We start from the raw sequence: 13,338 nt of genomic DNA, 5'->3' as shown, positions 1-13,338 counted from the left end.
CTTTTTTGTTCTTGTTGGTGAAGCTGGAGAGGTTCAAACCACGGAAGCTTTCAGCTCAGGGCTTTTTTTTAGTGACGACAGATAGAACAACGAGATGGCGGCGAGCACGATTCCAGGTGCAGAAGCCAGCATGACACCGCTCGCTCCTGCACCGAGAACCATCATTTTCCCTACCACGAGAGGCCCGGCCATCGCACCTACCCGGCCAACGGCCACTGCTGCACCGGTTCCGGTTGCGCGGCCGTTGGCGGGATAGAATTGAGGTGCGAGCGCGTAAAGCACGCATTGCCCGCCAGTTGTGAAGATCCCCGCGAGGAAGCCTGCGCCAATCATGGCTGGCAGGGAGATAGCAGCAGTCAGGCACGCCAGGGAAACAAGAATGCCGCCATAAACCAACCCTGACATGGCCCAGATCGGAAGCCGATCCATGGCGACACCCAACATCAGGGTCCCCACCGCAGCACCTAACTGCATGGACAATACGACAATGCTTGCCTCGCTCGGCTTGAAGCCCTGCCCGATCAAAATGCTCGGCAGCCAGTTGATCAGGATGTAGGTGACCATGAGGGTGAAGAAGAAGCTAACCCATAACAGCAAAGTGATTTTGAGCGTTCCACCGTCAACCAAAATGCTCTTGGTAGTAGGGATTTCGGTCGAAGCGACTTGAGCATTTGCCTGCTTGTACAAATCAGGGAGATAGAGAAGCAGCAGCGGGACGATAACCAGAGGCACAACTCCGCCGACGTAAAAAACAAGTTTCCAGCCTACGCCAAAATCGAGGAGGCCAATGGCTGCAGCCAAGGCCGCACCCAGCGGAACACCGCAGTACATCAAGCTAACAGCAGTGCCACGCATGCGCTCGCCAGCTGCCTCAGAAGCCAGGGCAATCAGGTTTGGCAGCGATGCGCCCAATCCCACCCCGGTCATTAGCCGAGCAAACAGCAGCGCGCTGAAGCTCCAGGCGATTGTCGTGACGAGCGAGAACACACCGAATAGTGCCACCGACACGATGAGCACTTTTTTTCGACCGTATCGGTCGGCAAGTCGGCCGCCAATGAAGGCCCCCGGCAGCATGCCGAGAACGCCGACACTGAAAACCCAACCCATCTGCAGTTTGTCCAGACCGAAATCGGCAGACATACCATGCGCTGCGATTCCCGGTGCTTGCAGGTCTAAGCCCTCCATCAAGGCAACCAGAAAGCACAGTGCGATAGTGATGAAGAGTTTGGTCTTATCCGTTTTGTCAGTCATAGCAACCCCTTCCAAAGCTCTCAGAAAACTTCGGAACACAAAGTGATTGGTGTGAAACGCTGGAAAGTCAGGTAAGCGAAAAGACGCTCATCAGACACTCACAATGTGAGAGGTGCACTCAAATACGCGCAGCGTATTCTGGGGTGCTGACGACGATACTTTGGCAAGGCATTCATATTGTTAAGCTCTCTTATTGTTGTGCTTAAAACCCCCTCCCTGAAGGAAGGGGGCATCGCTGCGGACAGCTTGCGTGGAGCTGTCTGCGAACCTCAGCGCTTCAGCAGATCCAGGGCGACGTCAACGATCATGTCTTCCTGACCGCCGACCATCCGGCGCTTGCCAAGCTCAACGAGAATGTCGACAGCCTTAATGCCGTAGCGAGCCGAAGCTACCTCCGCATGACGAAGGAAGCTGGAGTACACGCCGGCGTAACCCAGAGCCAGGGTTTCACGGTCGACGCGCACTGGGCGATCTTGCAGTGGACGCACCAGATCATCTGCAGCATCCATAAGGGCGTAGAGATCAGTGCCGTGGTTCCAACCCAGCTTGTCCGCGGCCGCAATAAATACTTCCAGCGGGGCGTTACCTGCACCGGCGCCCATACCGGAAAGGCTGGCATCAATCCGATCACACCCTTCTTCGACGGCAACGATCGAGTTGGCAACACCGAGACTCAAGTTGTGGTGGGCATGGATGCCGGTGTGGGTAGCTGGATCGAGAACAGCTTTGACGGCACGGAAGCGCGCGCGGATGTCCTCCATGTTCATCGCACCGCCTGAGTCCACGACGTAGATGCAGGTGGCACCGTAGCTTTCCATCAGCTTCGCCTGCTGGGCGAGACCTTCAGGGGTCTGCATATGGCTCATCATGAGGAAGCCGACCGTGTCCATCCCAAGCTCACGGGCATATTCGATGTGCTGCTTCGACACATCAGCTTCGGTGCAATGGGTGGCTACACGAACCACCCGAGCACCCGCCGCATAAGCTGCTTTGAGATCGTGCAGAGTACCGATACCAGGAAGCAGCAGGGTCGCGATCTTGGCGTGTTTGACGACATCAGCAGCGGCTTCAATCCACTCGATGTCGGTATGCGCACCAAAACCGTAGTTGAAGCTGGAACCCTGCAGGCCATCGCCGTGAGCCACTTCGATAGAATCCACTTTGGCAGCATCAAGCGCGCGAGCAATTGCTTGCACCTGGTCCAGCGAATACTGATGGCGAATGGCGTGCATGCCATCGCGCAGGGTCACATCGGAGATGTAGAGCTTTTTACCGTTCATAACTGCGCTCCTCAGGCCTGGCTCATCGACTGTGCCATGCGTTCAGCAGTCGCCAACGCAGCAGAAGTCATGATGTCGAGATTGCCCGCATACGCCGGCAGATAATGGGCAGCCCCTTCAACCTCGATAAACACAGAGGTCTTCAGACCGCTGAATTCGCCGTGGCCTGGGATGTTCAGCGGCGCCGTGTCCGGGATCACTTCGAACTGCACTTTCTGCTTCAACCGATAGCCCGGTACATAAGCATTCACCGCAGCAACCATCTCTTCGATGGAGGCCTCAACATGGTCTTGGTCTGCTGCTTCAGAAAGGACATACACAGTGTCACGCATCATCAACGGCGGCTCCGCTGGGTTCATGATGATGATGGCTTTACCCTTTGCCGCACCGCCGATCGCCTCGATGGCCTTCGAGGTGGTTTCAGTGAACTCGTCGATGTTCGCTCGAGTACCTGGACCAGCGGATTTAGAGGCAATCGATGCAACAATTTCCGCGTAATGCACTTTGGCGACGCGCGATACAGCAGCCACCATGGGAATGGTCGCTTGGCCGCCGCAGGTGACCATGTTGAGGTTCTCAGCGTTGACGTGCTGCTCAAGGTTTACGACGGGAACGCAGTATGGACCAATAGCCGCGGGAGTCAGGTCGATCACCCGGATGCCAGGCTTGGTTGCTCGCAGCAGCGCGTCGTTTTTGACGTGAGCACCGGCGCTAGTGGCATCGAACACGAAATCGACATCAGCGAATTCCGGCATTTTCACAAGACCCGCAACACCCTCGTGGGTTGTCGCAACGCCCATACGACCGGCACGGGCCAGGCCATCTGAGGCGGGATCAATACCGACCATCACTGCCATTTCCAAGTGCTCGGCATTACGCAAGATCTTGATCATCAGATCGGTGCCGATGTTTCCGGAGCCAACGATGGCAACTTTACGTTTGGTAGTCATTTCAAAACCTCCGTCACACGACACTGAACGACACGCCGACTCGGCCAAGGCCTTCGATTTCGGCTTCAAAATGATCACCCGCGCTGACACCTACCATCGGTCCCAGGGCTCCGGTGAGAATGATGTCACCGGCCTTGAGAGGCTCACCGAACTCGGCCATGGTGCGGGCTAGCCATACAGCAGCATTCAGCGGATTACCCAGGCATTCACCGCCACTGCCAGAGCTCACGACTTCACCGTTCTTGGACATGCGCATGGTCGCGCCTCGCAGGTCGAGCCCGTCGATACGCCGAGCTGGACCGCCCAAGACGAAGCAGCCACTAGAAGCGTTGTCAGCCACGGTGTCAGCGAATTTGATGTTCCAACCTTCGATGCGGCTGCCGACAACTTCCAGTGCTGGGACAACCCAGCCGGTTGCAGCAATGACATCTGCAAACGTGGTAGATGCACTCGGCAGGTCACGCTCCAGGATTAATGCGATCTCAGCCTCGATCTTCGGCTGAAGGACGCGCTCAAATGGAATGACCTCGTTATCGCCATAGGCCATGTCAGCAAACAAGCAACCAAAGTCCGGTTGATCCACACCGAGCTGGGCCTGAACCTTTGGATTGGTCAACCCGATTTTGCGGCCCACCAGACGCCGGCCATTGGCAATGGCATAAGCCTGGTTCAAACGTTGAATCGCATAGGCATGCTCCACATTTGTGGCGCCGATGACGTCACGCAGTGGCCCAACAGGTTCGCCCTTTCCTTCAGCTTTGCGCAGCTCAGCCGCTAAGCGCTCAAGGGTCTCTTGTGAAGTGTTCATGCGTGACCTCGGTCAGTGGGTAAGGAAATCAAGAACCATGCGGTTAAAGGTGTCCGCGTGCTCCCACTGCGCCCAATGTCCGCACTTGTTGAACACATGCAGCTGGGAGTTAGGGATGCCAGCAACCAGGCGCAGGCCGGTGTCGAGTGGAACGAAACGGTCGTTACGCCCCCAGATAACCAAGGTCTCTGCGTTGATTTCACCCAAGCGATGGCCGAAATCCGGGAATTGCTTCAGGTTGGCGGCAAGGCTTGCAGTGAAATTCTCAAGATGGTCTTTGCGGGCCAGCATGTTGTCCAACCGCGTCTGGAACAGCTCCTCAGTCAGATCGCTGGTGTCGTAGACAAAGATGCTCATCATCTTCTTGAGGTTTTCGATCGTAGGCTCGCGATACAAGCCATTGAGCAGTTTGATGCCTTCGCTTGGCATCGGCACAAACGGGCTCACACCGCCCGTACCGCCTCCCATCAGAACCAGTTTGCCAACGCGCTCTGGCCAGGTCAGAGAGAAGGCAACTGCGGTGTGCCCCCCCATGGAATTACCGAGGATGTGAATCTTGTCCAGGTCGAGCTTGTCGACCAGACCTTTGAGCACGCGGGCGTTCAGATCAGAGCGAGAGCCGGTGCTCACGATCGAATCGCTTTTGCTCCAACCTGGGCAGTCCATCAGGATGACGCGAAAGCCGGCGTTTACCAGTGGCTCGATGTTCCGATTGAAGTTGGCCCAGCCACTCGCACCAGGACCTGAGCCGTGGAGCATCACAACGGTTTCTTTGCCTTCACCGCAGTCGTTGTAGTGGATGTTCAAATCCAGATCGCCATCCTGGATGCGAACGAATTTGCTGGTTTCTTTTTCAGTGATTGCAGTCACGATTAAGTCTCCGTGAAGGTGTATTAGCGCTGGGTGTGCGCACTGATAGAGCCGAAGCCTGCGATCCACTCAGGAATCGGTCGGTAGTAGCGGTCGGTAGCGGTGTAGGCGCCGTGAGCCGCCAAGGCCGAAAACGCAGCGACCCAGGCCTTGACCTCATGCGTCGATTTGCCGGCCAGCTCCGAGAGATGGGAGTTACTGAGGTCATCAAGCTGGCTCACCAGATCCTGCTCAACGACATCCAGGAAGTACTGATCCCACTTGGGATTCAGTGGATGAAGGGTGTTCTGATCTTCAACAAATCGTTCAGCAGCCACGACGACTCGTTGAGTACGGGCATCGCGCTCTTCAGGCGGTAGATCCCGACCACTGCCCATCAGCCGGTCGGCCATGCGTGCATCGACCTTTGCCAACTCTGGCACTGGGGGCTGATGAGACAGCCCGCCCGAGCCCAAGAACAGCACCCGCTTGTTGAGCCCGCGGGTGAAGCGGCCAATCGCTTCACCGAGCAACCGGACACGCTCAAACGTCGGCAGAGGTGGTGCCACACAGTTCACGAAAACAGGAAGAACGGGATATTTGTCCAGGCCGCCGAGCAGAAACTCAAGTGGCTGAGCGAAGCCATGATCGACCTGCATCCTGTAGGACACGGCCAGATCGATTCCCGACGTCAGAACAGATTCAGCACAGGCTTCGGCAAGTTCTTTGGGTACAGATAGCGTGCCGGCAAGTGAACCAAAATCGCCGATAGCTTCCGCGGCCATACCTAAGCAGAAAGGCGGCATCACGTCGTAGAAAAAGCCGTTGTAGTGATCAGGCGCAAAGAGCACCACGAGCTCTGGGTTGAAGGCCTCGATCCGCGCTCGAGCGGCCCGAACCACTTCGGCCACTTCATCCAGCACGTCTTGGGTTGGGTCGAAATGCCCAATAAGGGGGGTGTGCGACAGGCAATGTAGGTAAGCGTTCATCGGTACGGAACCTTTACGTCGATGCCCCAGTGCAGGCCGCCTCGCACTGGGACGGCATGAGCGGAACCCTGATACGCCCATGAGGCGGCGGGATAACGCCATGCAGGTAGATTTGTTGTTGTCTGCCCAATCATCATGCACGCTAGAATGCTAGCATGCAAGTACAACAAGGCCCGCTCATCGCTCTGTGATCGACCGCCCAGCACCAGAACGAGAGCAGCCCGCCGACGAGCGACAACAGCGAAAATGACTGAAATCTGGTTTACTATCAGAAATGCTAGAATGTAAGCCTGATCCTGACATCAATTCGCAACAACCGACCTGGGAATTCGACTCGAATGCAAGTGGCAAATAAAAAGACCGCTATCTACCAACATATCTTGGAGCGCCTACTCACTTGCCGATATGAGTTCGGGCAAAAGATTCTGGTCAAGGAAATTGGTGAAGAGACCGGAGTCAGCCGCCAGCCGATCATGACTGCACTGAACAGCCTGCAAGAAAGGGGCTTCGTGGTGATCACGGCCCAGGTCGGATGCGAAGTGGTACACCCTACTCAGTTGGAGGTTGACGATTTCTACGAGATGTTCGCAAACAACGAGGCACTCATTGCCGGGCTTGCAGCCGAGCGCGGATCGCCCGAAGAAGTCTTGAGAATGACCGAAATCAACGACAAAATCAGGAGTATCAATCCGCAGCACAGTGACGCATCCGAAAGCTATCGCGCGCTCAATGTCGACTTCCATCGACTGCTGCACTCCATGGCTAAGTCTCCCATCCTTTCGGCCCGTCAAATTGCGAACTTTGAATTGTCCGACTTCTTCATCGTCCAGACTTGCGGCTTTCAAGTACACCTGGGCGCAGCGACAGATGAGCACGATGGAATTATTGCAGCGCTGAAAACTAGAAACAAAAAGGCCGCAGCCGAAGCGGCTGCGAGCCATATTCATAGCGTTGCGCGGGATGTGGCTTCTAAAATGTCTGCCGACGCGAAGCTTGCCTCATAGAGGAAAAGCGAACTCCAGCCAGAGAGAATCACCCTTGGGACCGTTCCTAACGGAGGTCTCGCGCATCCACTTCAAGACAACCCCAGAGGTTTGGTCAAAGGCGTAAAAAATCTGCGGCCCGATAGCAAATTTGCGCAGGCGATTTCCATCATCCAGCTCACCGTGATCCCACTGATCATCGGTGACCTGCTTGGTGTAGTAGCCCACCAGACCAAGCTGGACCTTCGGGTTCGACTGCAGTCTGTATCCCAGTAAATAGTCGATGTTCAGCACGTTCCCTGACCGGTAGTCAGTGTCATCGTTTTTTGCGTTGATGGTGAAGGTGGGGGCTACTGAGACCTCCCAGTCTGGGTGCGGGAACCAGGTCAGATCGAACTCCTGAGTGTAGCTCGCATTACCGGTTGGGCTGTTTGCCAGTTTGCTTCCATCGTAGTTCCCAAGTGGGACAAAAGCACTGAAGCCCGTAAGCAGGTGCAGATTTTCAGACGGTGAGTAACCGATGTACAGCGGCGTAAGATACAGTTGTCTAAACCCAGAATCGGTATCGCTATTCCCAAAAGCCTCTACTTTTATCTTATTCGCAGAAGCAATTACACCACTACTCAGCGTAATGCCACTGTCGAATTTGGCATCCCAAGTGTGCACTACCCGCACAGCTTGAATGAAATTTTCCAGACTAAATCCCGGAATCGCCGAATCACCATGCTTATCCTTGAAGCTATCAGCCTTGTAATAGGCGGTGTAGCTGTAGAGGGATGTATCGCCTGGAGCCGGCAGAATCGCGGGCAGCACTGTTTGCACCCCGAGCGGCCATACTGTGTCACCATTCTCGGTGGCATTAACGTCCCAAGACACAAGCAAAGAACATCCGATCGCACCGACTAAGCCGGCACGAGCTACATAACTTTTCATTTTTATTATCCTATGTAATGTCTACCGTTTACTGCTTGGTATTGGCACCGATCAATATAAATGTAATAAGCGCAGGCTCACTACCCGGATTTCGCCAGGCGTGGACATTTCCTTGCTGGACTACAACATCTCCACTGGAAAGCTCTCGGACTTCACCGTCATCAAGCTCCAAGATGAGCGGACCTTTGACAACGACTCCGTAATCGATCGTCGGCGATGCATGCATGCCAGGGCGCTCCGGATCGAAGCACTCGTATAGACCCAGGAGCTTGCGCTGCTGCTCCGCGTTTGCGTCATTGGGGTCAAAGTCAGAAGACCCAAACACCGAGTCAGGCGGGAAGCTGACTGCCAGACATTTTGTCTCTCCCGGCTTGGGCAGTAACGTGGACGACTCTCGCACTGGGTCTACTAAGCCTTCTGGGATTACAGGAAGTGAAGCGGTCTCCCAAATGAGCGAGGTCGCAAAACCCGGCACATGCTCATACTCATAGGTATGAGGAGCTAAGCCGTCACTCAGGAAAACAGATTTTCCACCCTGGGTACCCGCTACAACGCGTCTTACTTTCATGATCAGGCTCCACTGAAAGCAGCGCCGCTCGCAAACGAGCGGCGCTTCGGCTCAGCTCAGGCTAGGGTCGATAACAAAGTTGGTGAAGCCACCTTTTCGAGATGCAATGGCATCCATGGCCTCGTTAACGCGCTCAAGTGGGAACACCTCCTGATCAAAGACTGACAGGTCAAGAGTGCCTGCCGCGGCCATCTCGGCCATGTCTTGACCTTCAGCTACCGTGAACCACAAGGAGCCAATAACGCTGATCTGGAAGCACATGAGTTTGAACATCGGTACTGGCAGATCCTCAGACATGCCACCGATGTCGACCATACGCCCGCCACGGCGCAGCGCATTGATGCCATCAATGCTCAATTCGTGAGGAGCACCTGGCCCCACTGCATCAACGAATACATCAGCACCAAGACCGTTGGTGTTCTCTCGTACCCAGTCGCCAATATCATGTTCACCGACTGAGAGGGTGAGGATACGATCCGGAGCAATTTGGCGAACTCGCTCAAGCAGTTCATGGTTACGAGCCATCGCGAAAATCTTGGTTGCCCCCATTGCGAGCGCCAAAAGCACAGCACCCAGTCCGAGCGTTCCAGAAGCGCCACTGATCAAGACAGACTGACCAGAGCAAACGCCCGCTTTGCGCAATGCCGAATATGCAGTCCCGAGGTAACCAAACCGGCAGCCTTGCTCAAAGGAAATTGCCTCGGGCAGCTTCACCAGGCCGGACGCAGGAGCCGTCATGTACTGACACAGGCCACCATACGGATAGTCTTCGAAAATCTCTTGTGAGCCTGGCCCAAAGCCGAAGTAGCCCTGGAAGGTATAGGCTGTGCAGTTAATGTGCTGCCCGCGCAGGCACGCATGGCATGAACCGCAACTGCGGCCAGGATTCACATAAACCCGATCGCCCACCTTGATGCCATGAACCCCTGGCCCGACCTCTTTGACGATGCCGGCGGCATCCAAGCCATAGACCGCTGGAAGCTTAGGCAGTGGGAGGTACGGGAACCAGGTCGGATAACTTTCGATCACGTTACGCAGGTTAGGAACTAGGTTGCACGCTTTCACCTCCACCAGCACATCGTGCGCACGCAGCTGAGGGATGTCGATCGAATCAACCTGGAAGGTCGGACCAACCTGGTGCAGTCGGGCAGCTTTCATCATGCTCATTTCTTATTTTCCTGTTTCAAGTAGGCCGGGGGCCAAAACGCAGACACACAGATCTAGAGACCTGATTTATTCGCTTACGCGATGCAGAGCTCTTTTTCAGTGATGGGTGGAGATAGAGGCGGATGGAAACGCGAAGAATAGCCAGCGAGCACTCGGCAGAGAGCAGTCGTGGCTAGCCTGGGGATAGGGGGTTTTACGCACGCAATGCTGACCATGATGGGCACCGCTTGTTTGTATTTATAGTCCGATGATGCATGTTAGGATGCTAGCATGCAAGTACCCATGCGACAGTCGGCAACGCCAAGAGAGGCGTCGTATGGGTTCGACCCTTACCGGAGCAGCGCCGCAAGACCAATGCAGCGCGCCATTAATCAGGCGCCTATTTTCCGTCGCAAGCAAGGTCGTTAATGAGTAGACTCCGAAAGATGGCGATCTAACATGATTGGAGTTTCGGTTTGGTTGAGCTGGTTGAACGTGTAGACGTCTCATACATCCGCGCTGACCTCAGGCACCCTGATAGCCAGGTCAAGATGCTTCAAGGCGACCAGCTCGTTTGGTGGTACGGCCCAATACGACAAAACACAAGACCACGCTCCATTCCTCTGGCCAAGGTGCATTTCAGGCAGTTGTTCAACGACAAGCCTGGGCCTCGTACCTCAGCCATCGTCCCGTTGAGCAGCTTGCCGCACTATCGGAAAGGCACCATCTGGCGCAGCGGCAAGTGCATATCCGACACGAACCTTGCCTCAACCACTCGCGTCTTCGACGTCGACTTCGGAAAAACCGGCTGGTCGGTCACCTCAAGGGCGGAGCTCATCAAACAGGGCAATGCCCACATCTTCAGTCATCATGAGTACCCCCTGCAGTACCAGCATGATCTGACACGACTGCTTCGGTTCAAGCTGGACGACGGCAAGAGCTTACTCATCCCTTGCACTGAGTACTTCATTCGCGCCTATGCCAGAAACATGGAGGTTTGCCGCGCTCTAGCTACCTTGCGCTGGTCGGATGTGAAGTCAGTGCTCTTTGATGACACTCGACGCGACGCGCACCGTTGGCTTGTAAAACCTTCTGCGAAAATGCGCGGCTATGACGCAGTGTTCCTCGCACACCTGCTGTACGACGACTACGCAGATGAACAAATCAGGCGCGTGAATGCCCAGTTCATCTCTAGAGACCCCAGCGCCCAAATTTTCATGGAGGCAACGCCTTGGTTTACAGGTAAAGGGCAGCTTGAGTGTCGCGGCAGGTGGCTGAACGATGGCAACACATTCCTGTGCCTAAACCTGAGCCGCTCAAGCCAACCGGATGGGGAGGAAATCGAATGGCAGACCAAAAAGTTTGATAGCAGCGAAGGTAAAGAAGGAGGACGGCTGGTGCTACCGAGGCCTGTCCGAACCGCTGAAGCCGATGAGTTCCTCAATGAAAATTCCCACACTGTCCCGGACAGCCATTCGGAAATCATTGTCGTCAAACCGCCACCCTTTGGAGTCATTGGGTCGAAACGTTCCATTAAGAAAACGAAGGACGTCATTAGAACTGACCGTGGTCGGCTCGGGCCCCACCCATCAGAAGCTGGCAGTCATTCTTCCGGAGATGGAAGCGGAGCAGGCAAGAATGTTGGGAAGCTCGAGCATGCGCCCGAGGCCGAACTGGAGACGCAAGGTTTCCTTTATGACATCTGGAACGCTTTCCGTTCGATCATGGAGGACAACCCAGATCGGGTCACCAAGGTGAACTGGTATACGCCCCCGAAGTTTCAAAACCAAGGGCCACCCCGGGCAATTCGGCTGCAGCCAACAGTGGACTGGGAACCTGACGACAAATCAGCTCCCAGCTGGGTCTACCTGGACAAAAAAACCGGCGAGTGCCGCGGCCTGATGGTGCTGCGCATCGAAGTGGATGGACAGAACTATTTCTGTTTCGAGATACAGCCGATCAAGCCTGAAAAGCCTGAGTACCGAGGTGTGCTCATGAAGTCACACGTCACGTCGATGGCAGAATTCGAGGATTTCGTTCAAAAGGTGTGCTCACAAATCCGCTACGAAGTCGGACGGTTCAAGAGGATGGAGTCGTTCTTCCCTTCTGATACGAAGATCTTCAAGCACCACCAGAAGGACGCAAAAGTGTTCTATCGGAGCCGGCTGATCAACGTCTTCAAGGATATCGGTGTGGTACTGCAATGACTCAATTGGAATGAACGCTGCGTTGGTAGCTGCTCGCAGAAGGCACCCAAAGCGTTTCACCTTTATGGGTGACGTTGTACCCGGCAACCCCGCGGTAGTCGTGCGGTTGATAGATCAAGGCTTTGCGGCTTACCCTCGCCACATCGTGAAAATACGCAAGACCCTTCACGATCCAGCGTCCTTCGAAGTCCTCGTCGGTGGATTCATACAACATCGCTACCAACTCGCGCTCGGCCTTTTGCCGCTTGGCGTGGGACAACCAGCGAGCATCAGGTTTCGCTTGTAGCTCCAGCCCGTGACGTCTATTCAGGTGACCAACGAATCCTGTAACTGCCGCCACCTGTCCGGGCGATCGCTTCCAGAATGACTCGAGCGTTTTTTGCGTTGGCAAAGCGCCTAGATCTAGCTGAGCACTCTCCAACAGATTTGCTGCGGCGCGAGCTGCCAGCCTAACTGAACGTAGGTCAGTATTGCCTTGCTCCACCCGCACCTTCAGGGGATCCAAATACTCAACCAGTAGCTGGTTCGACCAGCTATCGCGTGGCTCGGTTAGAATCGCAGCCAATCGGCCCTGTTCAATAGACTGCTCACGCAGCATCGGATTAACAGTGACCAAGCATTTCTCAGCAAGAAAGCGCATCGGATTTTCTGCCTTGCGCAGCCTTGCCGCACCGAAATGCTGTAGGAGTTTCTCGTAATTCGGTACCACTCCCCAGCTTTCATCCATTGCCCGGAAGAAGGGGTAATGACCGTTGATGCTCAGTGCCGCTCTCTGGGCACCAACCCTTTCAAATAGCCAAGCCCCGAATTGAGCGAAGAGCTCGCCGAATTCACCGCTACTGAAACCCTGGACGTTAATCGCTAACCGCTTCTGGAATGTGCTCTGCCACGCACACTCTTCGCACTTGCGGCCACGCCCGGCCGGTGTGGGGGCGCCGCAGGACTCACAAGGACGGTCGGGATTGGAAGCGCAAGTCTCGCAGCGTGCGACACCATCAGCAGCAGTGACGAGTACCCTGTAGTGCCGGCAGGTCGGGCAGGTTGCCATCTCGGGACCACTGCAGCCTGGGCACCGCCGCAACCCAGTCACCTTACTTCGAGCAAGCCGCTGAGAGAGCTTTCCGCAGACTTCACAGGACTCGGCGGTTCGGAAATAGTATCTGCAAGGCTTACATACGGGACCGTATTCAGTGCGTAGTGCCGTTTCAAACTCGGTTTTACCGCATCTTACGCAAGGCCCAGCCCGCTCACAGGCAGCGCAACGGGCAGCCAGGTCAAATACCGGCAGGCGAGCAAAATTGCCGCAGGCGGCACACATACGTCGCTTAAATAGCCGTGGGTAACACGTATCGCAATACCGTTTGCCCGCATGCA

At 55.4% G+C, this 13,338-nt stretch carries 12 protein-coding genes; 2 read left to right on the top strand and 10 right to left on the bottom strand.

The features are described from left to right. Nucleotides 1-33: 33 nt before the first annotated feature. The 6 genes from mhpT to mhpB form a co-directional block, all read right to left on the bottom strand. Nucleotides 34-1,251, bottom strand: a complete 1,218-nt coding sequence (gene mhpT / locus PM2_RS15665) for a 3-(3-hydroxy-phenyl)propionate transporter MhpT (RefSeq protein WP_015272283.1) — start codon at nucleotides 1,249-1,251, stop codon at nucleotides 34-36. A 269-nt stretch (nucleotides 1,252-1,520) separates the two neighbouring features. Further along, nucleotides 1,521-2,531, bottom strand: a complete 1,011-nt coding sequence (gene mhpE / locus PM2_RS15660) for a 4-hydroxy-2-oxovalerate aldolase (protein ID WP_015272284.1) — start codon at nucleotides 2,529-2,531, stop codon at nucleotides 1,521-1,523. 11 nt (nucleotides 2,532-2,542) lie between these two features. Next, nucleotides 2,543-3,481, bottom strand: a complete 939-nt coding sequence (locus PM2_RS15655) for an acetaldehyde dehydrogenase (acetylating) (protein WP_015272285.1) — start codon at nucleotides 3,479-3,481, stop codon at nucleotides 2,543-2,545. A gap of 13 nt (nucleotides 3,482-3,494) precedes the next feature. Then, nucleotides 3,495-4,289: a 2-keto-4-pentenoate hydratase gene (mhpD, locus tag PM2_RS15650; RefSeq protein WP_015272286.1), complete on the bottom strand. Its 795-nt coding sequence runs from the start codon at nucleotides 4,287-4,289 to the stop codon at nucleotides 3,495-3,497. A 12-nt stretch (nucleotides 4,290-4,301) separates the two neighbouring features. Continuing rightward, complete coding sequence (locus tag PM2_RS15645; RefSeq protein WP_015272287.1) at nucleotides 4,302-5,159, bottom strand: alpha/beta fold hydrolase; 858 nt, start codon at nucleotides 5,157-5,159, stop codon at nucleotides 4,302-4,304. A 23-nt stretch (nucleotides 5,160-5,182) separates the two neighbouring features. Next, nucleotides 5,183-6,127 carry a 3-carboxyethylcatechol 2,3-dioxygenase gene (gene mhpB, locus PM2_RS15640; RefSeq protein ID WP_015272288.1) on the bottom strand — a complete coding sequence of 315 codons (945 nt, stop codon included), beginning with the start codon at nucleotides 6,125-6,127 and terminating at the stop codon, nucleotides 5,183-5,185. A gap of 338 nt (nucleotides 6,128-6,465) precedes the next feature. Between mhpB and PM2_RS15635 the strand changes: the two genes are divergently transcribed. After that, nucleotides 6,466-7,131: a GntR family transcriptional regulator gene (locus tag PM2_RS15635; RefSeq protein ID WP_015272289.1), complete on the top strand. Its 666-nt coding sequence runs from the start codon at nucleotides 6,466-6,468 to the stop codon at nucleotides 7,129-7,131. Here PM2_RS15635 and PM2_RS15630 read toward each other — a convergent pair. The 3 genes from PM2_RS15630 to PM2_RS15620 are packed head-to-tail and all read right to left on the bottom strand — an operon-like array spanning nucleotide 7,126 to nucleotide 9,778. Then, complete coding sequence (locus tag PM2_RS15630; protein WP_015272290.1) at nucleotides 7,126-8,043, bottom strand: SphA family protein; 918 nt, start codon at nucleotides 8,041-8,043, stop codon at nucleotides 7,126-7,128. The two genes, PM2_RS15635 and PM2_RS15630, sit on opposite strands and share 6 nt — an antisense overlap. A 28-nt stretch (nucleotides 8,044-8,071) precedes the next feature. After that, complete coding sequence (locus tag PM2_RS31555; RefSeq protein WP_015272291.1) at nucleotides 8,072-8,611, bottom strand: cupin domain-containing protein; 540 nt, start codon at nucleotides 8,609-8,611, stop codon at nucleotides 8,072-8,074. Between the two features lie 51 nt (nucleotides 8,612-8,662). Next, nucleotides 8,663-9,778 (bottom strand): alcohol dehydrogenase catalytic domain-containing protein, encoded by a 1,116-nt coding sequence (locus tag PM2_RS15620; protein WP_015272292.1) that lies wholly within the window; start codon nucleotides 9,776-9,778, stop codon nucleotides 8,663-8,665. Between the two features lie 455 nt (nucleotides 9,779-10,233). Here PM2_RS15620 and PM2_RS15615 point away from each other — a divergent pair, with 455 nt between their 5' ends. Then, nucleotides 10,234-11,964 carry a hypothetical protein gene (locus PM2_RS15615; RefSeq protein WP_015272293.1) on the top strand — a complete coding sequence of 577 codons (1,731 nt, stop codon included), beginning with the start codon at nucleotides 10,234-10,236 and terminating at the stop codon, nucleotides 11,962-11,964. A gap of 1 nt (nucleotide 11,965) precedes the next feature. On the opposite strand, the gene PM2_RS15610 is transcribed toward PM2_RS15615, so the two are convergent. Continuing rightward, nucleotides 11,966-13,012, bottom strand: coding sequence for a hypothetical protein (locus PM2_RS15610; RefSeq protein ID WP_174442281.1), 1,047 nt, complete (start codon nucleotides 13,010-13,012; stop codon nucleotides 11,966-11,968). Nucleotides 13,013-13,338: the final 326 nt, after the last annotated feature.

This window comes from Pseudomonas monteilii NBRC 103158 = DSM 14164 (assembly GCF_000730605.1).
Lineage (GTDB): Bacteria > Pseudomonadota > Gammaproteobacteria > Pseudomonadales > Pseudomonadaceae > Aquipseudomonas > Aquipseudomonas monteilii.
The sequence above is the reverse complement of the archived record's forward strand: the minus strand, read 5'-3'. Positions and strand labels throughout refer to the sequence as shown.

Coding starts and splice junctions, on each gene's coding strand:
- mhpT (WP_015272283.1), bottom strand. CDS start 1,251: ATGACTGACAAAACGGATAAGACCAAACTCTTCATCACTATCGCACTG.
- mhpE (WP_015272284.1), bottom strand. CDS start 2,531: ATGAACGGTAAAAAGCTCTACATCTCCGATGTGACCCTGCGCGATGGC.
- PM2_RS15655 (WP_015272285.1), bottom strand. CDS start 3,481: ATGACTACCAAACGTAAAGTTGCCATCGTTGGCTCCGGAAACATCGGC.
- mhpD (WP_015272286.1), bottom strand. CDS start 4,289: ATGAACACTTCACAAGAGACCCTTGAGCGCTTAGCGGCTGAGCTGCGC.
- mhpB (WP_015272288.1), bottom strand. CDS start 6,127: ATGAACGCTTACCTACATTGCCTGTCGCACACCCCCCTTATTGGGCAT.
- PM2_RS15635 (WP_015272289.1), top strand. CDS start 6,466: ATGCAAGTGGCAAATAAAAAGACCGCTATCTACCAACATATCTTGGAG.
- PM2_RS15630 (WP_015272290.1), bottom strand. CDS start 8,043: ATGAAAAGTTATGTAGCTCGTGCCGGCTTAGTCGGTGCGATCGGATGT.
- PM2_RS31555 (WP_015272291.1), bottom strand. CDS start 8,611: ATGAAAGTAAGACGCGTTGTAGCGGGTACCCAGGGTGGAAAATCTGTT.
- PM2_RS15620 (WP_015272292.1), bottom strand. CDS start 9,778: ATGAGCATGATGAAAGCTGCCCGACTGCACCAGGTTGGTCCGACCTTC.
- PM2_RS15610 (WP_174442281.1), bottom strand. CDS start 13,012: ATGGCAACCTGCCCGACCTGCCGGCACTACAGGGTACTCGTCACTGCT.